General features: G+C 67.5%; 18 protein-coding genes and 1 pseudogene. 12 read left to right on the top strand and 7 right to left on the bottom strand.

Annotated features, from left to right (window positions below; genetic code table 11):
- The 6 genes from HC022_RS05010 to xdhA form a co-directional block, all read right to left on the bottom strand.
- A partial coding sequence (locus HC022_RS05010) for a bifunctional allantoicase/(S)-ureidoglycine aminohydrolase (RefSeq protein WP_167451591.1) occupies nucleotides 1–819 on the bottom strand: 819 nt, incomplete at its 3' end.
- A 185-nt stretch (nucleotides 820–1,004) separates the two neighbouring features.
- A complete protein-coding gene (gene guaD, locus HC022_RS05005; RefSeq protein ID WP_167451590.1) occupies nucleotides 1,005–2,342 on the bottom strand; it encodes a guanine deaminase in 1,338 nt (445 codons plus the stop codon).
- 57 nt (nucleotides 2,343–2,399) lie between these two features.
- Nucleotides 2,400–3,962 (bottom strand): xanthine/uracil/vitamin C permease, encoded by a 1,563-nt coding sequence (locus HC022_RS05000; RefSeq protein WP_167451589.1) that lies wholly within the window; start codon nucleotides 3,960–3,962, stop codon nucleotides 2,400–2,402.
- A gap of 67 nt (nucleotides 3,963–4,029) precedes the next feature.
- Nucleotides 4,030–4,857, bottom strand: coding sequence for a xanthine dehydrogenase accessory protein XdhC (gene xdhC / locus HC022_RS04995; protein WP_167451588.1), 828 nt, complete (start codon nucleotides 4,855–4,857; stop codon nucleotides 4,030–4,032).
- Nucleotides 4,854–7,181 (bottom strand): xanthine dehydrogenase molybdopterin binding subunit, encoded by a 2,328-nt coding sequence (gene xdhB / locus HC022_RS04990; RefSeq protein WP_167451587.1) that lies wholly within the window; start codon nucleotides 7,179–7,181, stop codon nucleotides 4,854–4,856. Before xdhB ends, xdhC begins: the two co-directional genes overlap by 4 nt.
- Nucleotides 7,182–7,193: 12 nt before the next feature.
- A complete protein-coding gene (gene xdhA, locus HC022_RS04985) occupies nucleotides 7,194–8,600 on the bottom strand; it encodes a xanthine dehydrogenase small subunit (protein ID WP_167451586.1) in 1,407 nt (468 codons plus the stop codon).
- 172 nt (nucleotides 8,601–8,772) lie between these two features.
- Between xdhA and HC022_RS04980 the strand changes: the two genes are divergently transcribed.
- The gene (locus HC022_RS04980; RefSeq protein ID WP_167451585.1) at nucleotides 8,773–9,690 is read left to right on the top strand and encodes a LysR family transcriptional regulator; all 918 of its coding nucleotides are present in this window, start codon (nucleotides 8,773–8,775) and stop codon (nucleotides 9,688–9,690) included.
- A gap of 230 nt (nucleotides 9,691–9,920) precedes the next feature.
- Here the strand turns inward: HC022_RS04980 and HC022_RS04975 are convergent, their stop codons facing one another.
- Nucleotides 9,921–10,415: an MgtC/SapB family protein gene (locus tag HC022_RS04975; RefSeq protein WP_040385056.1), complete on the bottom strand. Its 495-nt coding sequence runs from the start codon at nucleotides 10,413–10,415 to the stop codon at nucleotides 9,921–9,923.
- A gap of 669 nt (nucleotides 10,416–11,084) precedes the next feature.
- Here HC022_RS04975 and HC022_RS04970 point away from each other — a divergent pair.
- From HC022_RS04970 to HC022_RS04920, 11 genes and pseudogenes are all read left to right on the top strand, one after another.
- Nucleotides 11,085–12,257, top strand: coding sequence for a sugar phosphate nucleotidyltransferase (locus HC022_RS04970; RefSeq protein ID WP_167451584.1), 1,173 nt, complete (start codon nucleotides 11,085–11,087; stop codon nucleotides 12,255–12,257).
- Nucleotides 12,258–12,485: 228 nt separating this feature from the next.
- Entirely contained in the window at nucleotides 12,486–14,201 is a 1,716-nt protein-coding gene (gene treZ / locus HC022_RS04965) for a malto-oligosyltrehalose trehalohydrolase (protein ID WP_167451583.1), read from the top strand.
- Complete coding sequence (gene treY / locus HC022_RS04960; protein ID WP_167451582.1) at nucleotides 14,198–16,411, top strand: malto-oligosyltrehalose synthase; 2,214 nt, start codon at nucleotides 14,198–14,200, stop codon at nucleotides 16,409–16,411. Before treZ ends, treY begins: the two co-directional genes overlap by 4 nt.
- Before the next feature lie 99 nt (nucleotides 16,412–16,510).
- The gene (locus HC022_RS04955) at nucleotides 16,511–17,017 is read left to right on the top strand and encodes a 2Fe-2S iron-sulfur cluster-binding protein (RefSeq protein ID WP_167451581.1); all 507 of its coding nucleotides are present in this window, start codon (nucleotides 16,511–16,513) and stop codon (nucleotides 17,015–17,017) included.
- Nucleotides 17,014–18,036, top strand: coding sequence for a xanthine dehydrogenase family protein subunit M (locus HC022_RS04950; protein WP_167451580.1), 1,023 nt, complete (start codon nucleotides 17,014–17,016; stop codon nucleotides 18,034–18,036). Before HC022_RS04955 ends, HC022_RS04950 begins: the two co-directional genes overlap by 4 nt.
- On the top strand, nucleotides 18,033–20,228 hold the full coding sequence (locus tag HC022_RS04945; RefSeq protein WP_167451579.1) for a xanthine dehydrogenase family protein molybdopterin-binding subunit: 2,196 nt from the start codon (nucleotides 18,033–18,035) through the stop codon (nucleotides 20,226–20,228). Before HC022_RS04950 ends, HC022_RS04945 begins: the two co-directional genes overlap by 4 nt.
- Before the next feature lie 163 nt (nucleotides 20,229–20,391).
- Nucleotides 20,392–21,840 carry a sensor histidine kinase gene (locus tag HC022_RS04940; RefSeq protein ID WP_167451578.1) on the top strand — a complete coding sequence of 483 codons (1,449 nt, stop codon included), beginning with the start codon at nucleotides 20,392–20,394 and terminating at the stop codon, nucleotides 21,838–21,840.
- A 910-nt stretch (nucleotides 21,841–22,750) separates the two neighbouring features.
- A pseudogene (locus HC022_RS04935) lies at nucleotides 22,751–23,154 on the top strand (transposase); the annotation flags it as partial.
- A 158-nt stretch (nucleotides 23,155–23,312) separates the two neighbouring features.
- Complete coding sequence (locus HC022_RS04930; RefSeq protein WP_368484613.1) at nucleotides 23,313–24,365, top strand: helix-turn-helix transcriptional regulator; 1,053 nt, start codon at nucleotides 23,313–23,315, stop codon at nucleotides 24,363–24,365.
- A gap of 97 nt (nucleotides 24,366–24,462) precedes the next feature.
- A complete protein-coding gene (locus tag HC022_RS04925; protein ID WP_167451576.1) occupies nucleotides 24,463–25,662 on the top strand; it encodes a serine hydrolase in 1,200 nt (399 codons plus the stop codon).
- Between the two features lie 72 nt (nucleotides 25,663–25,734).
- Nucleotides 25,735–26,559: helix-turn-helix domain-containing protein (locus tag HC022_RS04920; RefSeq protein ID WP_167451575.1), on the top strand; the 825-nt coding region annotated here is incomplete at its 3' end.

Below are 26,559 nucleotides of genomic sequence, written 5' to 3'. Positions count from 1 at the left end.
CGCCATGTGCCGGTTCACGTCCTTGTAGAGCAGGTAGCGGAAGCGGCCGGGCCCGCCGGCGTAGCAGGCCTGCGGGCAGAAGGCGCGCAGCCACATGTAATCGCCGGCCTCGACTTCGACCCAGTCCTGGTTGAGCCGATAAACCGCCTTGCCTTCGAGCACGTAGAGCCCGTGTTCCATCACATGCGTCTCGGCGAAGGGGATCACCGCGCCGGGCTCGAAGGTCACCACGGTGACGTGCATGTCGTGGCGCAGGTCATTTGGATCGACAAAGCGGGTGGTCGCCCATTTGCCGTCGGTGCCGGGCATCGTGGTGGGGGCGATGTCCTGCTCGTTGGCGATGATCACCTCTGGATGGGGCAGGCCGGGCACCGCCTCGTAGGCCTTTCGGATCCAGTGGAAGCGCAGCGCCTTGCTGCCGGTGTTGCGCAGCGCCCAGAGCGTGGCGGGCGGCAGGAAGGCATAGCCGCCCTCGCGCAGAACGTGGGTCTCGCCCTCGACGGTGAGCGTGGCTTCGCCGTCGACGACGAACAGCACGCCTTCGGCGCCTGCGTCGGTCTCGGGGTGGTCCGAACCGCCGCCCGGCTGCACCTCCATGATGTATTGCGAGAAGGTCTCGGCAAATCCGCTGAGCGGGCGCGACAGCACCCAGAGCCGGGTGCGCTCCCAGAACGGCAGGAAGCTGGTCACGATGTCGCGCATCGTGCCCTTGGGGATCACCGCGTAGGCGTCGGTGAACACCGCGCGGTCGGTCAGCAACTGGCTCTGCGGCGGGTGGCCGCCTTCGGGGGCGTAGTAGCTGGTCTTGGGGGCAGTCATGGTCTGGGCTCCGAGGCGAAGGAATTTGACGAGAGTATGGGCGCTGTGCGATGCGCGGGCGACCGGGCCCGGGACGAAAGGTCCTTTCGGAAAAAAATGATAATCGCGATGGATTTCCCGATATCGCGGAACAGCACCTTGTCCTCTCCCGGCCACTTGGCCCGGCGGGCAGGGAGGCGCAGGGCTCAGGCCGGCTGCAGTTCCGGCTGGCGGACGTGGGCTGCCCGGCGCTTTTGCGGCACGCCCGAGACATAGGTCTCGGCCACCGCGCGGTCGTCCCCCAGCATCTGTAGCACGAAAAGCTCCTCGCTCAGGGTTCCGGCGCGCCGCATGCGCAGCGCCATCGGCTCGGTCGCCGAGGAGTCGAGCACGACGATGTCGGCCTCGGTCCCCGGCTCGAGCGTGCCGATCCTGTCCTCGAGTCCCAGCGCCAGCGCATTGCCGCGGGTGATCCAGTGGAAGGCGCGCAGCGGGTGCAGCTTCTGGCCCTGCAGCTGCAGCACCTTGTAGGCCTCGTTCAGGGTCTGCAGCATCGAGTAGCTGGTGCCCGCGCCGACATCGGTGGCGATGGCGTTGCAGATCCCGCGCGCCCGCAGCCCGGCGTCGTCGAAGAGCCCGCTGCCGAGGAAGAGGTTCGAGGTCGGGCAGAACACCGGCTTCGCGCCGGTCTCGGCCAGCAGGTCGATCTCGCGCGGCGTGAGGTGGATCGAATGGCCGAGCAGTGCCTTGGGCCCGAGCAGCCCGTAGCGCTCGTAGACCCCGAGGTAGTCGGGGGCGTCGGGGTAGAGGCTGAGGGTATAGGCGATCTCGTCGCGGTTCTCCGAGAGGTGGGTCTGCACGTGGCACCCCGGATGCTCGGCCGCGAGCGCACCCGCCGCCTCCAGCTGCTCGGGCGTCGAGGTGATGGCGAAGCGCGGGGTGATGGCATAGCCCGCGCGGCCCTTGCCGTGCCAGCGCGCGATCAGCCGTTTGCTGGCGTCATAGCCCGACTGCGGCGTGTCGCGCAGCGCCTCGGGGGCGTTGCGGTCCATCATCACCTTGCCGGTGATCATCCGCATGTCACGGCGCGCGGCGGCGGCAAAGAGCGCTTCGGCCGAGGCCTCGTGTACGGACGCATAGGCGACGGCGGTGGTGGTGCCATGGGCGCAGAGCTGGCCGAGCAGCCAGTCGGCCATCATTTCGGCATGGGCCGGATCGGCAAAGCGGGTCTCTTCGGGGAAGGTGTAGGCGTTCAGCCAGTCCAGAAGCTGGGCGCCCCACGACGCGATGACCTGCACCTGCGGGTAGTGGATGTGGGTGTCGATGAAACCGGGCATCAGCAGGTGCGGGCGGTGGTCGACCACCGGCACCGCCGGTGCCTGTCGCGCAAGCTTGTCGTAGCTGCCGGTGGCGCGGATCAGCCCGCCGCCGATCAGGATCGCGCCATCCTCGATGTAGCTGTAGGCGGCATGGTCCTCGGGGCCCTGCGGCTCGGCGGTGAAACTCAGGATGCGTCCGCGCATCAGCACTTGGTCGGTCTTCAAGGGATCACCTTTCGGCAGGCAGGGGGAGGGGGGCGTGTGCGGATGGCTCTGCCCGGTTCACTCCGCGGGCGTGGCAGGCGGCTCCTCGAGCACCACGTTCTGGTTCTGCGCCGCGCCCTCGCGATGGAACAGCGGGTAGATGTAAAGGAACGCGGCGGCGATCAGGTATCCGGCCGAGACCGGGCCGAGCTGCGGCCAATGCAGGCTGGCGCCGTGGATGATCCCTACCAGCGACATCAGCGCCGCGGCCAGCGCGAAGCCGCCGGCGTTGCGGAACCGCCCGTCGATCACGCTGGCGACGATGGCGCCCCAGATCAGCCCTGTCAGGATCGCACCCTGGCTCAGCGACTGGTGGCCGGCGAAATGCGCGCCCTGCTGCAGCAGGGCCGCCGTCAGCGCCTCGTCTCCGAGCTGCGGCAGGCCCTCCACGCCGGTCGCCTGCAGAGCACCCATCAGCGCCCCCCACTTGATCATCAGAAAGGACGAGACGTGCGGCATCATCGCGATGGTCACGGCCGCCATGTGTTCGGTGCGGACGCAATGCGCGGTGTTGGTGATCAGGCTCAGCGCCACGAAGACCAGCACCGGCGCCGCGGCGGCCTCGGGGATCAGGTTGTTCAGGAAGGCCAGCAGCCCGAGGAAGGCGGCGGCCGGGATCACCAGCCCGACGCCGATGATGTAGCCCGCATGTGCCCCCATGCGCTTGTAGGCCGGGTGGCCGATATAGGCGGTGGTCGGGAAGGGCGAGCCGAAGACCGCGCCGATCATCGTGCCGAGCCCGTCGGTGATCTGGCACACGCCGACCGGGTAGTGGTCGCCGGCGCTTTCGGCGCTCTCGACGTTGTTCATCGTCTCGATGAAGTTGTAGATCTGCACCGGCACCAGCACGAGGAAGAGCTCGGGGTTGGCAAAGAGGTGCCGGATCCCGGCGATCAGGTCGCCGACGTAGGGCAGCGGCGGGTAAAATCCGGTGCCCTCGAGGCTGATCCGCGCCTCGCCGATGCTGAATGCCACCAAGGTGCCGACGATCAGCGCGAGCAGGCCTGCGGGGATGTTGAACGGCAGGCGGAATCGCCCGACGAGACCCCAGAGGATGATGATCATCGAGGCAAAGCCGATATAGGGTTGCTCGAAGACCGTCGCCAGCGGCACGGTGCCGATGAACACCAGCGCGATGCCGCAAAGTGTGCCAAGCATGCCGGCGCGCGGCGTGACCCGCTTCAGCCACGGCCCGACGAGCCCGCCCATGAAGCCGGCGCCGATGCCGACCTGCCAGGCGAGCATGGGATCGTTGGTGGCCCAGTAGATCGGCCCGATGACCCCGAACAGATAGACGAACATCACCGGCGTCGAGATGCCGTAGGGCAGTGCCGTGACGTCACGCCCGTGCCGGGCGGCGGCGCGTTTCGCCAGCACCACATAGGCCGCGACACCCGACAGGATCGCCACCGCGGCACCGGGCAGGATGCGGCCGTAGACGATCTCCGCGGGCATGCCGAATACGAACTGGCAGACGCCTGCCAGCACCATCAGATTGATCAGGTTGTCGGTGAACAGTGCCCAGAAGGCACTGAAATCGCTGCGTGAGAACAGCTTGTAGGTGTAGCTCCCTTCCCGCATGTGGGATCTCCTCGGGTTGCGTGCGGTTGTCCCGCGGCGCCCGCTCCTCTTCGGGCGGCCGCGGGGGTTACTCGGCGGCGAAGGCCACGGGCTGCGCCGCGCCCTGCGCGTGGGTGAGGGTGGCCATCACCTCGGCGACGACGAAGGCGGCGATCACCTCGGGGCGCTTGTCGCGGCTGCCCTGCGCGCCGATCGGGCAGGTCAGGGCGTGGGTTTCGAGCCCGTCGCACTGGTCGCGGGCGAAGCGGCGGAACTTTTCGCGCTTGGTGGCCGAGCCGATCAGCCCGACATAGCGCGCATCGCTCCGCTGCAGCGCCGCCGCGGCGCAGAGAAAGTCGAGCGCATGGTCATGGGTCAGCACGATGAAGGCGCTGTCCGGCGGGGCCGTGGCGATCTCGAGTTCGGGCAGCGGGGTGAGCCGTGTCTCGACCCGGGCGGCGCAGAGCGCCAGCTCCGCGGCGCGGCTGTCGACCAGAACGCAACGCACCGGAAGGTGCTGCAGCAGATCCGCCAGTGCCCGGCCGACATGGCCCGCGCCGTGGATCTGCACCATCGGCTGCGCGGCAGCCGCCTCCGCCGCCCGCGCCAGCGCCGCCTGCCGGTCCTGCGCGCCCATGCGGCTGAGCGCGATCTCGACCCGCCCGCCGCAGCATTGCCCGATCTCGGGGCCGAGCGGCAGGTCCAGCGTCTCGGCCAGATCGCCGCGGGCCAGCAGGGCCCGCGCGGCGGCGATTGCCCGGTGTTCGAGCTGGCCGCCGCCGATGGTGCCATGGAGCGTGCGCTCCGAGACATACATCTCGCAGCCGGCCTCGCGCGGCGAGGAGCCGCGCACCCGGCGCAGCCGGAGCCGCGCCACCGGACCGGGGCCGCTCAGCAGGCGGTCGAGCGCGATCATGCCGCCCGGCCCGCCAGCCGCTCGACCGCCAGCAGAACACGCTCGGGCGTGGCGGGGGCGTCGAGCCGGGGGCATTCGCGGTAATCGGCGACGCTGGCCACGGCCATCGACAGCGCCTCGAAGACCGAGATGCCCAGCATGAAGGGCGGCTCGCCCACGGCCTTGCTGCGCTTGATCGTGCGCTCGCGGTTCTCGGACCATTCGGCAAGGCGCACGTTGAACACGCGCGGGCGGTCCGAGGCGAGGGGGATCTTGTAGGTCGAGGGGGCATGGGTGCGCAGCGCACCCTTCTGGTCCCACCACAGCTCCTCGGTGGTGAGCCAGCCCATGCCCTGCACGAAGGCGCCCTCGACCTGCCCGCGGTCGAGCACCGGGTTCAGCGAGCGCCCGACGTCGTGCAGGATATCGGTGCGCTCCACGCGGTATTCGCCGGTCAGCGTGTCGATGGTGACCTCCGAGCAGGAGGCGCCGTAGGCGTAGTAGTAGAACGGCCGGCCCTTGCCCGCGGCGCGGTCCCAGTGGATGTCCGGCGTCTTGTAAAAACCCGCCGCCGACAGATGCACCCGGGCCATGTAGGCGGCCCTGATCACCTGCTCCCACGGCAGCAGCTGCGCGCCCACCTGCACATGGCCCGGCACAAAGCGCACCTCTTCAGGCCTCACACCCCAGTGCCCGGCGGCGAACGCCACCAGCCGCGTCTTGATCTGCTCGGCGGCGTCGCGCGCGGCCATGCCATTGAGGTCCGAGCCCGACGAGGCGGCGGTGGCCGAGGTGTTGGGCACTTTCTCGGTAGTGGTTCGGGTGATCTTGATGCGCTCGAAGTCGATCTGGAACGCGTCGGCCACAACCTGCGCCACCTTGGTGTTGAGCCCCTGGCCCATCTCCGTGCCGCCGTGGTTGAGATGCACGGATCCGTCCGAGTAGACGTGGATCAGCGCGCCCGCCTGGTTGTAGTGCGTGGCGGTGAAAGAGATGCCGAATTTCACCGGCGTGAGCGCGATGCCCTTGCGCAGCACGCCGCCCTCTGCGTTGAACGCGAGGATGTCGCGGCGGCGCTGCTGGTAGCCGCAGCTTTCCTCCAGTTCCGATACGACGCGGCCGATGATGTTGTCGGTGACCTCCTGATGGTAAGGGGTCAGGTTCCGGCCATCCTCCGCATTGCCGTAGAAGTTGGCCTTACGCACCTCCAGAGGGTCCTTGCCGAGGGCATAGGCGATCTCCTCGATCATCCGCTCGGCGGCGACCACGCCCTGCGGTCCGCCGAAGCCGCGGAAGGCGGTATTCGAGACGGTGTTGGTCTTCAACGGGCGGCTCTGCAGCCGGACATGCGGGTAGAAATAGGCGTTGTCGGCATGGAACAGCGCGCGGTCGGTGACCGGCCCCGACAGGTCCGAGGACCAGCCGCAGCGCGCCGCGAAGCTGCCGTCGACCGCGCGAATGCGGCCGGCGCCGTCGAAACCCACGTCGTAGTCGATGACGAAGTCGTGGCGCTTGCCCGTGGCGGTCATGTCCTGGTCGCGGTCGGGGCGGATCTTCACCGGGCGGTTCAGACGCTTCGCGGCCATGGCTGCGACCACGGCAAAGAGGTTCATCTGGCTTTCCTTGCCGCCGAAGCCGCCGCCCATGCGCCGCACGTTCACCACGACGGCGTTCGAGGGCACGCCAAGGACATGCGCCACCATGTGCTGCGCCTCGCTCGGGTGCTGGGTCGAGCAATGCACGATCACGTCCTCGTCCTCGCCGGGCAGGGCAAAGGCGATCTGCCCCTCGAGATACATGTGATCCTGCCCGCCGACGACGAGCCGCCCCTGAAGCCGGTGCGGTGCCGAGGCCATCTCGGTCCCGACCTCGCCGCGCTCCAGCTTCAGCGGGTCGGTCACGAGCGGATAGCCCGCCGCCTGCGCCGCGATCGGGTCCAGCGCATGCGGAAGCACGTCGGCCTCCACCTTGGCGAGCGCGGCAGCGCGGCGGGCGGCGTCGCGTGTCTCGGCAATCACGGCAAAGAGCGGCTGGCCGTGGAACTCGATCTTCTCGGTCGGGAAGACCGGCTCATCGCCGCGCCCGGTGGGGCTGATGTCGTTGTGGCCGGGGATGTCGGCGGCGGTCAGCACATCGATCACGCCGGGTGCAGCGCGGACGGCGGAAAGGTCGATGCCCTTCAGCGTGGCGTGGGCGACGGAGGACACGCCGAGATAGGCGTGCAGCGTGCCGGCCGGCTCGGCGATGTCGTCGGTATACTCGGCAAGGCCGCGGACGTGCTTGATCGCGCTGTCGTGCTGGCGGTCCTCGTGGACGGCGCCGCGGATGTTGGACTGGTGTTTCATGTCTCTGCTCCTTCAGGCGCTCAGGCGGACGGGCGCGCCATCCTGTTCGAGAAAGAACCGCCGCAGCAGGTTCTGCGCGACGCGCATCCGGTACTCGGCGCTGGCCCGCCAGTCGCTGAGCGGGGCGAAGTCCCCGGACATGGCGCGGGCGGCGGCGGCGAAGCTGGCCTCGCTCCACGGCTGGCCCAGCAGCGCGGCCTCGGCCGCTGCGGCGCGTTTCGGGGTGGCGGCCATGCCGCCGAGTGCGATGCGGGCGCTTCGGATGATCCCGGCCTCGACGGTGACGCTGATCCCGGCGGCGGCGCAGCGGGTTGCGGAGGAGGGCAGGGGAATGCGGATGCTCTCGACGAACTCGCCGGGGCGGCGGTCCTGCTTGCCGTAGTCGACGAAGAACGCCTCCAGCGGCAGGCTCCGGCGCGAATTGCCATGGCGCAGGGTGACCTCGGCGCCGAGCGCGATCAGCACCGGCGGCGTGTCACCGATGGGCGAGCCATTGGCGATATTGCCGCCGATGGTGCCCATGTTGCGCACCTGCCAGCCGGCGATGCGGTCCCAGTATTCGGCAAGGTGCGGCAGGTGCTGCGTGATCAGCGGCTTGAGCTCGGAATAGCTGACACCGGCGCCGAGGGTGATGGCCCCGGGGCTGACCTCGATCGCCTTCAGCTCGGCCAGGTGCGCGATGAAAATGGCGGGCGAGATCGGGCGCAGGAACTTGGTCACCCAGAGCCCGACGTCGGTGGCGCCGGCGATCACCGTCGCCTGCGGGTGCTCGGCATAGGCGGCGGCGAAATCATCGAGATCGGCGGGAAGGATGGCGCGGTTGTCCTCGGGGCCGGTCTCGACCCGGCGCGCGTCCTTCAGCGCCAGAAGCGCGGCGGTGATGCGGTCGCGCTCCAGCGTCAGGTGGTCTGCCTCCGGGGTGCCGTACTGGCCGACCGCGACGGCGGCACGTATGATCGGGGCGTAGCCGGTGCACCGGCAGAGGTTGCCCTGCAGCGCGGTTTCCACCTGCGTTTCGGTTGGTTCGGGTGTCTGCATCCAGAGCGCGTAGAGCGACATCACGATGCCCGGCGTGCAGAAGCCGCATTGCGCGCCGTGGTGTTCGACCATCGCCCGCTGCACCGGGTGCAGCGCGCCATCCGGGCCGGACAGGTGCTCGACCGTCACCACGTGGCAGCCATCGAGCGAGGCCACGAAGCGGATGCAGGCGTTGACCGCCTCATAGCGCAGTGTCCCGGCGTGCAGGCGGCCCACGAGCACGGTGCAGGCGCCGCAGTCGCCCTCGGCGCAGCCCTCCTTGGTGCCGGTGAGGCGGCGGTCGAGCCGCAGGAAGTCGAGCAGGGTCTGCGTGGCGGGAACCGTGGGCAGGTTCACCGTCCGTCCGTTGAGCAGAAAGCGGATCTCGCTCCGGTGCGTCATGCATCCCTCCGTGGCTGAGCATGTGGCTGGGTGATCGGAGGGGACGCTAGCGGAAGGCACTCTCAATGAATACGCGCCGTTTCGCCAAGGACTTTATACGGATTGTTGATAATAATCTGTCGCGCCGCGTGCTATTCCGGGGCAGGCCCGAGGGCCCGAGAGGAGAGGCGCGATGCAATACGTTGAATGCCTGCGGGTTTTTGTCCGGGTGGTCGAACTCGGCAGCATCACCTCGGGCGGGCGCGACCTGCGGCTGACGCCCGCGGTGGCCAGCAAGCGGATCAAGGAACTGGAAAGCCGGCTTGGGGTGCGCCTCTTCAACCGCACCACGCGCTCGATCACCCCGACCGAGGTCGGGGGGGTGTTCTACGAGCAGGCCAAGGCGGTGCTCGCCTCGCTCGACGAGGCCGAGGCGGTCGTGGCGAACTTCTCCGAGACACCGCGCGGCGCGCTGCGGGTCACGGCGCCGCTGGGGATCGGGCGGCGGATCATCGCGCCGCTGGTGCCCGAGTTCACCGAAAGATACCCGGAGGTGCAGGTCCAGATGCGCCTGTCGGACCGGCTGGTGGACATGATGGGAGAGCGGCTCGACGTGGCGTTCTTCCTTGGCGTTCCGAGGGATTCCAACCTGAAGCTGCGCCACATCTGCGACTGCCCGGGGGTGCTCTGCGCCGCGCCGGGCTACCTCGAACGTCACGGCACCCCGGCGTCGCCCGAGGATCTGCTTGGCGGGAAACACAATTGCCTGCTGCTGCGCTATCCGCGCTCGCCCGAGTACTTCTGGCAACTGCGGACCGAGAACGGGTTGCGGCGGCTCGAGGTGGCGGGGCGCTTCGACGCCGACGACGGCGACGTGCTGACAAGGTGGGCGCTGGATGGTCACGGCATCGCCAACCGTCCACGGCTAGAAGTGGCGCAGCACCTGCGCAGCGGCGCTCTCGTCGAGGTGCTGCCGCAGACACCGCCGCTGCCCGCGACCTTCGGCTGTCTCTTCCCGCACCGCAAATTGCAGGATCCGAAGATCAGGCTCTTCGTCGACTACATGGCGGAAGCGGTGAAAGTGGCGGTCGGGGACCTGCAGAGCGGGTGAGGGCAGTGTCCTGCCCCCATGGTGGCCAATCATAGAGGGGCCGAACCGGCATTCGACCTGACATCCGGACCGACACCGCGCAATCCGCCGAAAACAGAGCTCTGGCGGAGGATCTCGGGCCGAAGGGACTGCTGACCGGGTTGGAGGATTGCCCGCGACAAACCTCGGACCAGTGCGGTCTGCGCAGCCAGTCTCGAGTTGCCGTCCCGCGCACGAGGGTCGAGCTCTGTTCAGTCGTCGCCTTCCCCCCATCCGAGCCTTCTCTCGAGCAACCGCAGCACGATCAGGACCACAAGGACTATGGCGGTCGTCATGGCCGCCAGGGGCATTTGCCCGGCACCGCATCCCAGCCCAATCGCTCCTGCAAGCCAGAGGGATGTGCCCGTCGTGATGTTGCGAACCCGTCCGCCTGACGTGAATATCAGACCAGCAGCGAGAAATGCGACGCCAGCGGTCACGGCCTCGATCATGCGAAGGGGGTCGTTCCGCTGCTCCGACGCGCCTCCGAAGTCCATAGCTGCGAGTTCGAGGCCAAGTATGACAAATAGGCAGGCTGCAACCGAAACAAGGATGTGAGTTCTCAGACCCGCGGGCTTCTCCCGGCGCTCACGTTCGAGGCCTATCAGGCCTGCCAAGACGATCGCGGCCAAGAGGCGTGCCAAGGCAGCGGGCGCCGGAACAACTGAGAAGGTACTGTTGAACTCGTTGATGATTTCGGTCAGCACGACGGTTTCACCTGCCTCTGGATGTTACCGAGGTGAACGTCTTTCTCCAATGTTGTGTTCCTCGGCACGCTCCGTCCGCTGCTTCCACACCACGTGGCTGGCATTGCCCGAGCAGTCCTGAGCTCGTCACAAGGATGCCGGACCCGCTGTGTGAGATCGGCAGGACACGTCACAGGCGGCTCGGGACAGGTGCTGTTCGGCGATCGCATGAGGGGGGATCGAGAAGCCCGCTCCGTGCAGGAGCGCGACCGCCATCGCGCGTGACCGCCATCGAATGGAGCAGGCTTTCGGAAACGGGGTGGAGCCCAGCTGAGCGCCGAACCTTCAAGGGGAGCGGCAGCCGCGTCTCGGGATCCGACTGCTCGCACGCCTCCCGCCAAGCTCTCATACCTCCCGCTAATCATGGAGTGGAGCGGGGCCGACAATCCGTCATTCGGCACACGCAAAAGGGTCGCCGGCGGACGCCGAAGTGCAAGAAGCATCTGAAAACGCAGATATATTGCCGGCGGAATTCGACATGGAGACGGCACTATTTTCGGAACAAGCGGCGGTCCCGGCCGTTGTGCGTGCGGATCGTCCGGCCGGCCAGATCACAAGCTCCGCCATCGCGACAAGATGTTCGACGCATCTTCCGCCTGGAATTTTGGTTTCCTGACAAGGCCATGATCGATGAACATTCCCCATAACGTCTCGAGGACGTCGCGGTGCCTGCCTTTTCTTCTGGCAGGAGGGCGCGGGTCTCGACTGCACGAGCTTACGAACCTGCAATGCAAGCCTGCGCTGAGCTTCGGCTCGGGAGAGGGGCGCATCGTCGACTTCATCCTGGCCGCTGCCGCGACGGCCCGGTTCGAGAACCTGTTTGTCGCGACGCAGTACCGCCCCAATGATCTTTGTCGGCATCTCAATCGGCACTGGGCCCACAGTTTCGAGAAGGGCATCACGATCCGCGACGGCGAATTCCTGAGCCCCTATGGCTATCGCGGCACCGCCGATGCGGTGCGCTGCAACGCGACGGCGATCGATGCCTACGCGCCGCGAGAGATCATGGTGCTGGCCGGTGACCACGTGGTCGACATCGACCTCGAAACGCTGCTCGACCACCACCGCTCGCAGTCCCGACCGGTCACGGTTGCCGCCACGGCGGTTCCCCTGACGCAGGCTTCCGACTTCGGGATCTTCGATCTCGGCGCGGATGGAGAGCTGCTCGGGTTTGCCGAGAAGCCGGCGCACCCCACGCCCATGACCGGCGAGCGCGACCGTGCGCTCGCCTCGACCGGGATCTACGTCTTCGACTGGATCTGGCTGAAGGCGGCGCTGCGGCTCGAGCCGGCGCGCCCGTCGACGCTGCATGATTTCGGGCATGACATCCTTCCCATCGCCCTCGCCGAGGACGCGCTCTCGGTCTATCGGCTCCCGGACGGAGGCTCCGGAGCCGGGGGATACTGGCGCGACGTGGGCTCGCTCGATGCCTACCGTCTCGCCCAGCTGGATTTCTCCGGAGCGGAGACGCCGGTCGCACTGCCGAAGACCATGGACCGCCCGATCACCCAGGCCATCGACTGCCTCTCGGAGGGAACCGTGTTCCTGCCCGGCAGCAGTGCCGGTCGCCGCTGCCAGGTCAGGAACGCGATCGTGGCACAGGGTGTCCGGCTGCCGGACGGGTTTCGCGCGGGCTACGACAGCGAGGAGGATCGCCGCTGGTTCAGATGTTCGGCGGGCGGCACGCTGCTGATCACCGCAGAGATGGTTGCGCGGCGCGAGGCGGCTCTGAGGCCGACGTCTGCGCGTCCGTTCGTCAGCCGACCGCACCGGATGACCGCGCTCTCCGGACTGGAGGGCTGACATGATCGCTCCGTTCGGCCTTGGCGCGGTGACGCCGCGCCAGATGCGAAATCGGCCTGGCGCGTGTCTGGGCGGTGCGGGCGGCAAAAGCCGTCGGTGTGGAGCCCGGAAGCGACACCTCTCCGGGTCCGCAACGAAGGCCCGGATCGCGGCATCATGCGAAGGTTCTGCAGTCTGGTCCGTCGGGGGCCTTCGGACGCACGCGCACGGGACAAAGGCGCACGGCGCATGACAGCGCCCTCGCCATGGGGAGCCCGCCCGCTCGGCGACGGGTCGTGGCGGTTCTCGATCTGGGCTCCGGCGGCACGGCATGTCGCCTTGTTGCTTGAAGGGCGCGAGCTTGCCATGGAGCCGGGCAGGGCGGGCGACTGGAGCTGTCGCATTCCGGCGCGTCCGGGCATGGCCTACCTCTTCCGCATCGATGGCAGGGACCTGCCCGACCCGGCCTCGCGCGCTCAGATCGGCGGCGTCGAGGGGCCTTCGCTGACGGTGGATCCCGAGGCGTTCGACTGGGCGCGGACGTGGTCCGGCAGGCCTCTGGAAGAGGCGGTCTTCTTCGAGCTCCATGTCGGCACCTTCACCCGCGAGGGCACCTTTGCCGCGGCCGCGCGCAGGCTGCCGGATCTGGCGGCGCTGGGGGTCACGGCGATCCAGCTCATGCCCGTCGCGCAGTTCATGGGCCGGCGCGGCTGGGGTTACGATGGCGTGCTGATCCGCGCACCCCATCCCGCCTATGGCACGCCCGACGAGCTGCGGGCCTTGGTGGCCGAGGCGCAGGGCCATGGCATGATGGTGCTGCTCGATCTTGTGATGAACCACTTCGGTCCCTTCGGGAACTTCCTTCCGGACTATGCCCCCGACTTCTTCACCGACCGGCCCACGCCCTGGGGAGACGGCATCGCGTTCCACCGCCCCGAGGTGCAGGCGTTCTTCCGGGATGCCGCGCTCGGCTGGCTGCGCGAGTACCGGCTGGACGGGTTCCGCCTCGATGCCGTGCACGAGATCCGCGACGGGCAGGACCAGCGCTTCCTCCACGCGCTGTCGGACGAGATCCGCACGCTTGACCTCGGCCGCCCGGTCCACCTGATCTGCGAGGACGAGCGCAATCTGACGCACCTGCGCGAGGCGGGGTTCGATGCCGAGTGGAACGACGACTGGCACAACGTCCTGCACGTGGCCCTGACCGGAGAGACGCAGGGTTACTACAGCCGCTACGCCCGGGACCCGTTCGCCGATCTCGCCCGGGCGCTGGAACGCGGTCAGGCGGACGAGGGCCAGCCGCATCCCGAGGGTCCCCGGGGCACAGAGGCCGCGCATCTTTCCTGGGCGGCCTTCGTCAACGCCAACCAGACCCACGACCAGATCGGCAATCGCGCCCATGGCGAGCGGCTGATCTCGCTGATCGGAGAGGAGGCCGCACGGGTGACGCACGCGGTCCTGCTGTGCATGCCGTTCCTGCCGCTGCTCTTCATGGGTGAGGAAGAGGGGAGCGAAGCGCCCTTCCTCTTCTTCTGCGACCCGCCGGACGAGGCCATGCGGAGGGCGGTGCGCGACGGTCGCCGGGCCGAGCTCGGGCGCATCGGCTACGACGCCGAGCACATGCCCGACCCCACCGGACCCGAGGCCTTCGAGGCCTCGCGCCCCTATCCTGCCCGCGACCCCGCCCGTGCGGAAAGCTGGCGCGCCCTGACCCGCGACCTGCTTGATCTTCGAGCCCGCCGCATCGTGCCGCTGCTCAAATCCGGCAAGAGCGGCATCGGAGAGGTCACCCGGCACGGGCCCCGCGCCTTCGCCGTGCGCTGGCCCTTCGAGGCGGGCGAGATCCGCATGCTGATGTCGCTGGGAACGCCCGCCACCGGAGCCGCGTCTTTGCCCGCCTGCGCATTTCGCCTCGGCGATCCGACCCATGATGCCTTTGGAATGGAAGTGGAGATCACCGCGTGACACCGCTCGTTGCCACCTACCGCCTGCAGCTCCGCCAGGGCGTCGACTTCGACCGTGCGACAGAGCTCCTGCCGCATATCGCCGAGCTTGGCGTGAGCCACCTCTACCTCTCGCCGATCTTCACTGCCGAGGGCGGTTCCACGCACGGCTATGACGTGGCCAACCCGGCCGAGATCGACCCGGTGCTTGGCGGGCGCGCCGGATACGAGCGGCTCGCCGCCGCAGCCCGCTCGCAACGCCTCGGGATCGTGCTCGACCTGGTGCCGAACCACACCGTGCTCAGCCCCGAGAACCCGTGGCTGCATGACGCGCTGGTCCATGGCGCCGCCAGCCCCTACGCCAGATATTTCGACGTGGACTGGACGGCGGGGCTGATCCTGCCGATCCTCCCCGAACCGATCGACGAGATGATCCGCGGTGGCGCATTCGAAATCGACCGTGACGCCATGCGCCTGCACTGGGATGGCGGCTGGCTGCCGCTCGCGCCGGAAAGCGCCGGGGCGCATGGCATTGCCGATACCCTCGAACGCCAGCACTGGCAGCTTCGGCACTGGGAGCGTGAGCGCAAGCGGCTGACGCACCGACGGTTCTTCAATGTGACGACCCTGATCGGCATGCGCATCGAAAAGCGCGAGGTCTTTGACGCGATGATGGCCCTGCCTCTGCAACTGGTCCGCGACGGCCTCGCCGACGGATTGCGGATCGATCACGTGGACGGGCTCGCCGACCCGAAGCAATACCTGCAGCGGCTGCGCTCGGCGGTGGGTCCCGATGTGCCGGTCTGGATCGAGAAGATCCTCACCGGCGAGGAAGAGCTGCGGGACTGGCCGGTGACCGGCACCACCGGCTACGAGGCCAATGACCGGATCACCCGGCTGCTGATGGACGGGACCGGGCTCGACCTGCTGGACTCGATCTGGCGCGGGGCAACCGGGGCGCGGGGCGATTACGCCGCCGCCTGCCGGGAGGCGCGCGAGCAGATCCTGTCCCACGAACTGTCCGCGGAGCTGGGCGAGATGACCCGCCGGGTGGGGGCCGCGCTCGCAGGGCAGGGGATGGCGGTCGCGGAGGACGACCTGCGCGCCACGTTGCGGGCGCTGCTCGTGGCCTTCCCGCGCTACCGCAGCTACATCGACGACGAGGGTGCCACCGCCGAGGATGAGGCGCTGTTGGCACAGACGGTTGCAGAGGCCGGTGCCCGGCTTGACGACACCCGGCTCCTCGACGCAGTCCACCGTCTGCTCCTGTCGCCGGCCGGTCCGGCGGGCGAGGCGGTCCTCAGGCGCTTCCAGCAGGTGACCGGCGCGGTCGTGGCGAAGGCCCAGGAGGACACCGCCTTCTACCGCCATACACGCTGCCTTGCCGAGGCCGAGGTCGGCTCTGAACCCGACGCACCGCCGCTCTCGCCCGGCGAGTTCGAGGCGTGGTGCAATGATCGCCTGCAGCATTGGTCGGGGGCGCTTGCGCTCGGGTCAAGCCATGACACCAAGCGCGCCGAAGATGCCCGTGCCCGGCTCATCGCGCTGACCCATCGGCCCGAATGCGCCGCCATCCTCTGGCAGGATGCCGAGGCGCTCGACGCGCCGCATCCGCCGGACACGTCGACGCGCTGGTACGTGCTGCAATCGGCGCTCGCCCTCTGGGAGCCCGATCGAGACGACCTCGAAGAGCGGTTGGCAGCGCATCTGGAAAAGGCCCTGCGCGAGGCGAAGGAGGTGACCCAGTGGCACGACCCAGACGAGGCGGCAGAGGCGCGGGCGGGTGATTCCGCCCGGGCGCTGCTGGCGGACTGGCGGACACATGCCCCCGACGCTCTGCGCGAGCTGGTTCGGGTGGGAGAGAGCCTCTCGCTCACCCAGCTTGCGCTGCGCTGCATGATCCCGGGCGTGCCGGACATCTACCAGGGCACCGAGACCGGCCTCTTCGCGCTCACCGATCCGGACAACCGGGCGCCGCTCGATCCCGCCGCCCCGGTCAACATCTTCGGAGCGCGCAAACGCGAATTGCTCCGGGAGCTGCTGTCGTTGCGCCGTCAGCACCGTGAGGTCTTCGCGCACGGTGCATGTCGGCTCGAACAGGACGGCGACGCGCTGCGGCTCATCCGCGAGCAGGGGGACGATGCGGTGGTTTTGCGCTTTGCCCGCGACGGCTCGATCCTGCCCGAAGCGCTCGCGATGCGCCGCACGGCGGATGCCCGGCACAACGGGTGATGACCCCGGATCTCGGAACTTCCCGCCCAGCCGGCGGTTGACCTCACCCGGGACACGCAGATCGCGCGGTCCAACGCCACCTTCAAGCGAGAGAGACACATGCGGACACGACTAACGGTGAACGGAGAGCCGCGCGAGATCGAACACGACACGCGGACCACCCTCCTCGACGCGCTGCGCGACCAGCTCGGCCTGACCGGCAGCAAGAAGGGCTGCGACCACGGCCAATGCGGTGCCTGCACGGTCCTGCTCAACGGCAAGCGGGTCAACTCCTGCCTCTGTCTTGCCGCGATGCACGAGGGTGACGAGGTGACAACCATCGAAGGACTTGGCAGCCCGGAGGCCCTGAACGCGCTGCAGAAGGCCTTCGTCGCGAAAGATGGCTTCCAGTGCGGTTTCTGCACCCCGGGTCAGATCATGTCGGCGACGGCCATGCTCGAGGAGTTGAGGGCGGGCGAGCCGTCCTACGCCTCGACCTCGCTCGAGGGCGACATGCCGCTTGACGACGCCGAGATCGCCGAGCGCATGAGCGGCAACCTCTGCCGTTGCTCGGCCTACCCGCTGATACGCGAGGCGATCGCCATGGCCGCCGAGGTGAAGTCATGAGGAATTTCGAATATAGCCGGGCCGAGAGCCTCGACGGTGCCGCAGGGCAGCTTGGCGACGGCGCGAGCATCATCGCCGGCGGCACCAACCTTCTTGACCTGATGAAGATCCAGGTGATGGTCCCGGGGCGGCTGGTGGACATCTCGCGGCTCGAGGACCTGAAGGGCATCTCCGAACACGGTGACGGGCTGCGCATCGGCGCGCTGGTCACCAATTCCGAGCTTGCGGCGGATGCCCGCGTCCGCAGCGGCTGGCCCTTGCTCTCGCGCGCCATCCTCGCCGGTGCGTCGGCGCAGATCCGCAACAAGGCGACGACCGGCGGCAACCTGCTTCAGCGCACCCGCTGTCCGTATTTCTACGACACCGCGATGGCGTGCAACAAGCGCACCCCGGGCGAAGGCTGTGCGGCGCAGGGCGGGGTAGGGCGGATGCTGGCCATCTTCGGCACCTCCGAGCACTGCCTCGCGGCGCATCCCTCGGACATGGCCGTGGCCCTGACCGCCCTGGCGGCCGAGGTCGAGATCCGTGCGGCAGACGGTGGCATACGCCTTGTCCCGGTGCGCGAGCTCTACCGCCTTCCGGGTGACCGGCCGGATCTCGAAACTGTGCTCGGGGCAGGCGAGATCATCACCGCCGTGCGGCTGCCTGCGCCGCGCCCCCAGACGCGGCAGGTCTACAAGAAGGTGCGGGACCGCGCCTCATATGCCTTCGCGCTGGTCTCTGTGGCGGTGGCGGTCGAGATGAAGGACGAGCGCATTGCCTCGGTCTCGCTGGCCTTCGGCGGGGTTGCACCGTGCCCCTGGACGGACCGCGAGGCGGAGCAGGCGCTCATCGGCGCCGTTCCCGGCGACGACGCCTTCGCCACGGCCGCAGACGCGCTGGTCGCGCAGGCCAGCTGCCACCCCGACACTGAGTTCAAGATTCCGCTGCTGCGGCGCACCCTGATTGCCGCGCTGCGTGAGGCCACCGGCCTGGCCGACTCCGCGGCCGCCAACCCGACGACGAGGAGCCCGGCATGACCAAGACCTTCCGCATGGACGAGGCGCAGCCGCGCCTTCTCGACGAAACCGGTCAGGGCATTATCGGCGCTCCCCTGGATCGCCCGGAGGGGCCCAAGAAGGTCTCCGGGCGCGCCGCCTACGCGGCTGACGGGGTGCCGGACAACGCGGCGCATGGCGTTCTGGTGCGCGCAACGATTTCTCGTGGGGGGATCACCGGCATCGACACCGCATCCGTGACCGAGATCCCCGGGCTTCTGGGGGTTTTCCATGGCCCTCGGTTCATTCGCAACCCGGCGCAGGGCATGGCCGGTGAAGCGCCCGTGCAGCCCGGCGACGAAGTCCATTACCACGGCCAGCCCATCGCGCTCGTGGTCGCCGAGAGCTTCGAGGCAGCGCGCGACGCGGCGCAGCAGCTCGTGGTGAGCTACGACGCGGACGCCAATGTCGATACCGACCCTGCGAAGACGGATGCGCTGGAAAAGGGTGACCCGGAAACTGCGGGCGATTTCGAGGCGGCGTTCTCCAAGGCTGATGTTACGCTCGATCGTGCCTATTCCACCCCACCCCACGCGGCGGCGGCGATGGAGCCGCACGCGGCCCTTGCCGAATGGGAGGGAGAGACGCTCACCCTGCGCGGTGCGCAGCAGATGCTCAAGACCAACCGGTTAGAACTGGCGGATGCCGTTGGCATCGACCCCGAGAACGTGCGCATTCTGTCGCCCTACATCGGGGGCGGGTTCGGCTCCAAGCTGGGCATCGGCCCCGAAGCGGTCTCGGCCGCGCTCGCCGCACGTGAGTTGCAGCGCCCGGTGCGCGTCGTCATGGCCCGACAGACCGTCTTCGACGCGGTGCTGCGCCGGACCGAGACCACCCAGCGCCTGCGCCTCGGCGCCGACAGCAGCGGACGCCTGCTGGCACTGTCGCACGACGACCGCGTGACCAACCTCCAGGACGAGGGCTTTGCCGAGCCGGTGAGCCAGGCGTCGCAGTTCCTCTATGGTGCCGAGGGGTTGAGCTTTGCGCAGACCCTCGCCCGGGTCAGCCGTACGCCCTCGGGCTCGGTGAGGGCCCCGGGGGAGGCGGTCGGCATGCTGGCGCTGGAGCAGGCGATGGACGAGCTGGCCGAGATGCTCGGGATGTGCCCCGTTGAGCTGCGGCTGAAGAACCTGCCCGAGAAGAACCCGATGACCGGCCAGCCCTTCAGCGCGACACGCCTTGCCGACTGCCTGCGTGACGGGGCCGAGCGCTTTGGCTGGAAGGATCGCAAGCCGGTGGGTACCCGCCGTGACGGCGAGTGGTACGTCGGGATGGGCATGGCGTCGGCCGCACGCTCGAACATGCTGATCGAATCCGCTGGGCGCGTGCGCCTGAGCGCCGAAGGTGCGGTGGTCGAGACCGACATGACCGACATCGGTACCGGCACCTATGCGATCCTCGGACAGATCGCTGCCGAGATGCTGGGCCTTCCCGTGGAAAAGGTAGAGGTGCGCCTTGGTGACACGCGCTTCCCCGCGGCTGCAGGCTCCGGCGGTTCGTTCGGCGCAAGCTCGGCGGGCTCCGCGACCTTCCTTGCGGCGAAGGCCATCCGCGAGACGCTGGCCGAGCGCATGGGCTGTGAGCCCTCCGACCTGACCCTCCAGAACGGCATGGCCCGTGGCGGAAACCGCGAGGTGCCGTTGTCCGAGCTGATCGACGCGGAACTGGTCGAGGAGGCGTCCGTCGAGGCCGGCGACACCTCGGAAAGTCATTTCTCGTCCGGCTTCGGCGCGCATTTCGCCGAGGTCGCGGTGCATGCCTACACCGGCGAGGTGCGGGTGCGCCGGATGCTCGGCGTGATGGCCATGGGCCGTATTCTCAACGAGAAGACAGCCCGGTCGCAGGCGCTTGGCGGGATGATCTGGGGCGTCGGTTCGGCCCTGACCGAGGAGATGGCGCACGATCCGCGCACAGGTCACGTGGTGACGCGCGACCTCGCCAATTATCACGTGCCCGCCCATGCGGATGTGCCCGGCGACATGACGGTGGTCTTCCTCGAGGAACGCGACGACATGGCCAACCCGATCCAGACCAAGGGGATCGGCGAACTCGGCATTTCCGGTGCAGGCGCGGCGATCCTGAACGCCGTGCGCAACGCCTGCGGAGCACGCATCTATGACATGCCCGCGACCCCCGACCGGGTCATCGCGGCGATGGACGCGGCGGGCTACTGACCCAGACGTCCGCCGTCCATTCGGCGGACGTGCCTGATAGCATCGCGCTGAAGGCAGAGCCTGGCTCGGGCAGGTCACCGCTTGCCCGAAGACCGATCCGCATGCCAGCCGGGCTTGCTGCGCGCGCTCGCAAGCGCTTGCCAAAGCGCGTGACAATGCCATCTTGACCGGAGGAGATGGGCAAGCGGCTTCTCGCGGCCTCTCAGGAGGCGATGGGACGCGCGTGACTGACTTTGTGAATGGTGCCGATGCGGTGTTTCCGGGAACAGGGCATTACGAGTGGACCATCGGGACCGGCGAGGTGCTTTGGAGCGCAGGCCGGCTTCAACTCTACGGACTCGAAAGCGCACCTGCCCGTGCAGAAGACGTGTTTGAGCTGATCCATCCCGAGGACCGCGAGAGGGTTCGCAGGGATATGGACGCAGTCCGCGCAAGTCACGACAGCTACGAGCGCTGCTTCAGGATCATCCGTCCCGATAGGGACGTCCGCACCCTTCTCGACCGGGGCACCGTTGCGCGTGATGGAACAGGCAGGGCAATCCGGCTGTCCGGCGTCGAAACCGACGTGACCAGTCTTGTCGGCCGGTCCGACGCAGCGGCGCTTGGATCGGTCCCGGACCAACCCGGCGCCGATAGCTCCCGGATTGCGGACGCCGAGATTCTGGACGCGGTGTTCCATCAGGCTCCGGTTGGCATCGCCATCTGGGACCGGGACCTGAAATTCGTCAGGATCAACGCGATGATGGCGGAGATGAACGGTCTCGCGCCCGAGCTTCATATCGGAAAGACCGTGAAGGATCTTTTGCCCGAGGTGCAGAACATCGACGGCGTCACGGCGCTCTTCGAGGAGCTCCTTCGCACCGGGGGGTCGCGTCGAGACGTGGAGATCTCGGGCACCACGCCGGCGGCCCCGGACGAGACGCGCCACTGGCGCGAACATTTCTTTCCCATCCGGTCCGGCGGTGAGGTGAAGGGGCTGGCGGCGATTGCCGAGGACATCACCGCGCGACGCAAGGCGCAGAACACCATCGACGCGCTGCTGGACGAGCTGAACCACCGCAGCAAGAACCTCGTCACGCTCGTTCTGGCGATTTGCCGCCAGACCGCCAAGACCCGGCCCGACGACTTCCTGACCACCTTCCAGTCGCGGCTCGAGAGCATGTCCGCGGCTCAGGACCTGCTTCTGAAACAGAGTTGGAGCGACATCGGCGTCGAGGACCTGATCCGAACGCAGATCCCGTATTTCTCGGAGCTGATCGGAAGTCGTATCATATTGAAGGGCGATCCCGGCGTGGTGGTTCCGGCAGGTGCGGCCCAGGCTCTCGCGCTGGCGTTTCACGAGCTGACCACCAATGCGGTCAAGTATGGCGCCTTGTCGAGCGAGGACGGCTGGCTCGTCGTGACGTGGGTCGCGGCGGATGATGGCAAGGTGCTCGAGATCGTCTGGCAGGAAAACGGCGGACCCAAGGTCACGCCGCCGACGCGGAAGGGCTTCGGCTCGGCTCTGACCGGCGACATGCTCAGGTCGTCGCTCGGCGCCGAGATCTCGTTCGACTATGCAGCGACCGGCCTGATCTGGAGTCTACGCTGTGCCTTTGATCAGACCGACTGACGCAGCCTTTTGCCTGGCGTGCCGTGCGCTGCACGCCATCCGCTGACCTACCTGTTGCCAGTTCCTGAAGCGGGGAGGGCAGGCTCTGCGGGCGCAGGCTGGCGCGCTTCCTCCCTCTGCCGCTTTTGCTCCCGTTCTCCATCGCGATGCGACTTGAGTGACAGGAAAACAGTCGCGCCGAGCACGGTGAGCTTGAACGCACCGAGACAAATGGGGACCCAGATCACAAGCCAAACTCCTTACATCCTGTTATTCTCAAGGTGTCCGCAAAACGTCTTGAGAAACGTTGCGGGCCTTTCTGCCAGTCGCCTGAGGTGGTCAGGCTGTTTAGAACCTCACGGAAGAAACGGCTCAGCCTTTCGACATCATCCGAATGCGCAACCCAGACACGCTCCAGCTCAAACTCCCCGGCAGGGACAATCCTCTTCGCGATTGCGGGCGGGGTCGTCTCGTCGATACGACCATGGGCCCAATCGTGAAAGGCTGTAGACTATCGAAGGCCGCTGCGCGGGGCTCTTGCGATGGCATGTAGCCACCACCTGACGGGATCGCCATGTGCCAATGTGCTGCATGTTGAAGCCATCACAGAAGGGGGGAGCATCCACCTCCGAGGTTACGATTATCGGGATCGATCAGGCAAAACCCATTTTTTTCACCTGCTCGGGGCTGGTCACGACGGATCCGCCGTATGTCGCTCAAGGACTTCGCGTGGCCAGCGACTTGGGCTCATGTCTCGGGGTCTGCGGTGCGTTGTCGCCGTGGAGCCGGGTAGTGCCCCGGGAGATGGTGTAAGAGCACCGGCCTTCGGAGAGGTCGGTGACGTCCCAGGGCGTTGTGTATGTTTCGGCGGCCATCGGGGTTCTCGGTAGAGTTGGGTTGCTGAGCCAACCTGAACCGAGGGACGCCCCCGATGATCAAACCCATGATGGACCTGCGTGCGCTATTAAAGAGTGAGGGGCAGGCGCGCTATCGGTCCGAGCGCCGCCCCGAACGCCGATGCCGACCTGCCTCGCGAGATGATCGGTTGTGCTGCCGAGCGGCTGATGGAGCCGGAGATCGGCGCCAAGACCGGTGCTGACTATGGCGAGAAGAGCAGCGAGCGCCTGGCGGAGCGCAACGGGTATCGGGATCGGGACTTGCAGCCCCGCGCCGGCAGCGTCGAGCGGCGCAACCCCGCGCCTGCGCACCGGTTCCTGTTTTCCCTCGTTCCTCGAGCCGCGGCGCTCCGTTGAGAAGGCGCTGACCGCCGTGATCCAGGAAGCCTATGTTCATGGCGTCTCGGCGCGCTTGATGGACGACCTGGTGCAGGCCATGCACTGCCCGGCAGGCGATTGCGAAGCAATCTGCCGAGAGGGGCGGCCCCGGGGGTGTCGAAGAGCCAGGTCAAGCGCGTCGATCATGGGATTTGCTGATCTTCCCAATCAAATTGCAGTCGATGCGCAAGACAATCCGTGTGATTGCGCGTCAGGACTGTGGTAAAATCAGGGAAGACCGGAATAGCGATAAGGAACGAGGTTTTGTTGCAGGACGCCCTCCTGAGGGATGCCGGAGGTCGGCTTATCCGCCACGGAGGCACCAGCCGGTCCGCAGATTGGGACGAGATAGAGGCCTTCTGCCAATCGGTTTACATGCCCTACAGGGTGCGCCCCCTGGTGCGGTTTTCGCGCCCGAACGCCACCATGATCAGTGCTCGCGCAGGGCGCGTGACCATGACACGGTTCGCCTACGGCACCGGAATCTATCTTGATCAGTTCGATCCGCAGGCTGGAAACATCCTCGTACTGAACACGTTACAGGGATCGCTTGACCATCAGACAGACAGGGGATCGGTCGCGACCACGGGCGGGGACAGTTTCGTCGTGGATTGTTCGCGAACGGAATACTGGCTGAAAGGCGATCCGGACCACATGCAGCTGAACCTGACCATCCCGCACGATGTCATCGCCGAAACGGCCGAACGCTGGTTCGGTTTTGTGCCGGATGACGGCCTTTGGACCCGGCGGGTCAGGTTCGGCGGCCCAGGCTCAGCTTGGTTGTCGTTGTTGGACTACGCGGCGCGGACGCTGGTGCAGGCTGGCAACGCGGCAAGCGACACCGCAATCGCGCGCCACATCGAAGAGATGATTTGCGTCGAACTGCTCCGGCAATGGGCCGGCGCGGCCGGGATGTCCCTGCAAGATGGCGCGCGCTGCGCGGCACCCGGCTATGTCCGCCGGGCCGAGGAGATCATGCAGGCCGAAGCCCGCGACGCGCCTTCCATCGGCGATGTCGCCCAGCGTGTGGGTGTCTCTGCGCGGACGCTCTCGGGTGGCTTTGCCCGTTTCCGGGGGGTGTCGCCGCGCGCTTTCCTTGCTGCGCGACGTCTGGACGGGTTCCGCAGGGATCTCGAGACCCGTCCCGGGGAGGAGACCGTGGCCACGATTGCCAGCGCCTGGGGGTTCGGCAGTTTCGGCGCGCTGGCGGGGCGCTACCGCGAACGGTTCGGCGAGCTGCCCTCACAGACTCGCGCGCGGGCGACCCGCTGATAAATCGGCTTCCGATTTCGGACAGCCCGTGCCGCTGGGTGACAGCGTCGCGCGCCAGAAGGGCTACCCTCCACCGCACGAGTCTAGGGAGGACACCATGAAAGACATTCACACCGCAGACCTGACCGCTGCGCTGGACAAAGTGCTGCGCCGCGTCAGCGAGGGCGCAGACCGGGTTCCGGGCGTCGTCGCGATGGTCACGGACCGCGAAAGCGACATCTACAGCGGCGCGACGGGGGCCCGGCGGCTCGACGGCGTGCCGATGACCGAGGACACGGTTTTTGCCATCTTCTCGACGACCAAGGCGATCGCGGGGACCACCGCGCTCCAATGCGTGGAAGAAGGGCTGCTGGATCTCGACGCCCCCGCCAAGGAGTACGCCCCCGCCATCGGCAAACTCCAGTTGCTCGAAGGCTTCGACACCAACGGCCAGCCCCGCCTGCGCGCGCCGAAAACCGATGTCACGACCCGGCAGCTGATGCTGCATACGGGCGGCTTCGGCTACGACTTTTTCAACGAGATGTACAAGCGCATGGCTGAAGAGCATGGCCAGCCCTCGGTCGTCAGCGGCACTCGCGCCGCCCTCGAGACCCCGCTGCTGTTCGATCCCGGCACAAAATGGGAATATGGCACCAACATCGACTGGGTCGGGCAGGTCGTCGAGGGCATCCGGGGCAAGCGGCTGGGTGAGGTCATGCGGGAGCGGGTCTTTGATCCGCTCGGCATGGACGAGATTGCCTTTACCCGCTCCGACGCGATGAAGAGCCGCACGGCCACGATTCACGCTCGCGGCGCGGATGGTTCTCTGGCGCCGATGGACGGTTTCGCCTTGCCGGACAACCCCGAGGTCGACATGGGCGGACACGGTCTTTACGGCACGGTGCCCGAGTACATGAAGTTCATTCGCATGTGGCTGAACGACGGAAACGGGCCGAACGGTCGCGTGCTAAAACCCGAGACGGTCGAATGGGCCGTTAAGGGCGCTCTGGTGCCGCCGCAGAAGGTGACCATGCTGCCGGGCGTGATCCCGTCGCTGTCTAACGACGCGGAGTTCTTTCCCGGAGTGGGTAAGGACTGGTCCTATACATTCATGGTGAACATCGAAGAGGCCCCCACGGGCCGCCCGGCGGGGGCCATCGGCTGGGCGGGGCTCGCCAACAGTTTCTACTGGATCGACCGCGCGGCTGGAGTCGGCGGCTACTGGGCGACGCAGATTCTGCCGTTCGGCGATCCGACATCCTTTGGCGGCTTCCTGGATTTCGAGACCGCGGTCTACGACGCGATCCGCAACAGCTGATCCGCCAGGGGCGGGGGCGGCGCGACCGCCCCCGGTTTTCGTTTCCGCATGTCTTTGGGAGGAGGATGCGTGATGAGCGAATTCATCAATTACCAGCAGCTGCCCGATTGGGTGCCGGGTCGGGTCCTGTCGGCCAGCGACGGGCTGGGCTGGAAGAACGTGGCCTGCCGGTCGTATCATTACGACGGCCAGGACGTGATCGTCCCGGCCATGAAGGATTTCCTGCTCGTGGGGTATCGCGGCGGGGTCACGCCGATGCAGAGGCGCTATGACGGGCGCTGGACCCACGAGACGCTCGGGCCCGGCGCCGCGTCTCTTCTAAGCCGGGCGCAGCGGGTGAACTGGACCTGGAAAGAGCCCGTCGACGTTACGCATGTCTACCTGTCCGGCGCACTGGTCGCGCAGGTGGCGAGCGAGGTCCTGGACTGCGCCGTCTCGGAGGTGGCACTCGCCGATGTGCTGCGCACCGAAGATCCGATCATGACTCAGGCGATGGAACAAATCGCGCGCGAGGCCGAGACAAAGGGCCTTGGCGGGGCTCTCTATGTCGACAGCGTGGCCCGGGCGCTGATCGTACACCTGCTGCGGCGCTATGCCGACATCCGTATGCGGGTTTGCCACGCAGATGGCGCGCTGAGCCCGGCGCAACAGCGCCGCATCGTCGAGTTCATTGACACGCATCTGGCCAGCAGTCTCGATCTCAAGATGATGGCGGATTCACTGGGGCTGTCGCCCTGCCTTTTCGCCCGCAAGTTCCGCAGCAGCTTTGGCAGGCCGCCCTATGCCTTTGTCACGGCCCGGCGCATGGAGCGGGCGCAGCGCCTGCTGGCCGAAACCGATGCGCCGATCAAGACCGTCGCGCTCGATTGCGGCTTTTCCGACCAGGCGCATCTGACG

The sequence above is a fragment of the Salipiger sp. HF18 genome (assembly GCF_011806505.1).
GTDB lineage: Bacteria > Pseudomonadota > Alphaproteobacteria > Rhodobacterales > Rhodobacteraceae > Salipiger > Salipiger thiooxidans.
Note: the sequence above shows the minus strand (reverse complement) of the source record. Positions and strands in the feature narration are given on the sequence as shown.

Bases quoted from the DNA above. Each gene is read 5' to 3' on its own strand.
- HC022_RS05000 (WP_167451589.1), bottom strand. From the start codon at position 3,962: ATGCGGGAAGGGAGCTACACCTACAAGCTGTTCTCACGCAGCGATTTC.
- xdhC (WP_167451588.1), bottom strand. From the start codon at position 4,857: ATGATCGCGCTCGACCGCCTGCTGAGCGGCCCCGGTCCGGTGGCGCGG.
- xdhB (WP_167451587.1), bottom strand. From the start codon at position 7,181: ATGAAACACCAGTCCAACATCCGCGGCGCCGTCCACGAGGACCGCCAG.
- xdhA (WP_167451586.1), bottom strand. From the start codon at position 8,600: ATGACGCACCGGAGCGAGATCCGCTTTCTGCTCAACGGACGGACGGTG.
- HC022_RS04980 (WP_167451585.1), top strand. From the start codon at position 8,773: ATGCAATACGTTGAATGCCTGCGGGTTTTTGTCCGGGTGGTCGAACTC.
- HC022_RS04970 (WP_167451584.1), top strand. From the start codon at position 11,085: ATGAACATTCCCCATAACGTCTCGAGGACGTCGCGGTGCCTGCCTTTT.
- treZ (WP_167451583.1), top strand. From the start codon at position 12,486: ATGACAGCGCCCTCGCCATGGGGAGCCCGCCCGCTCGGCGACGGGTCG.
- HC022_RS04955 (WP_167451581.1), top strand. From the start codon at position 16,511: ATGCGGACACGACTAACGGTGAACGGAGAGCCGCGCGAGATCGAACAC.
- HC022_RS04950 (WP_167451580.1), top strand. From the start codon at position 17,014: ATGAGGAATTTCGAATATAGCCGGGCCGAGAGCCTCGACGGTGCCGCA.
- HC022_RS04945 (WP_167451579.1), top strand. From the start codon at position 18,033: ATGACCAAGACCTTCCGCATGGACGAGGCGCAGCCGCGCCTTCTCGAC.
- HC022_RS04925 (WP_167451576.1), top strand. From the start codon at position 24,463: ATGAAAGACATTCACACCGCAGACCTGACCGCTGCGCTGGACAAAGTG.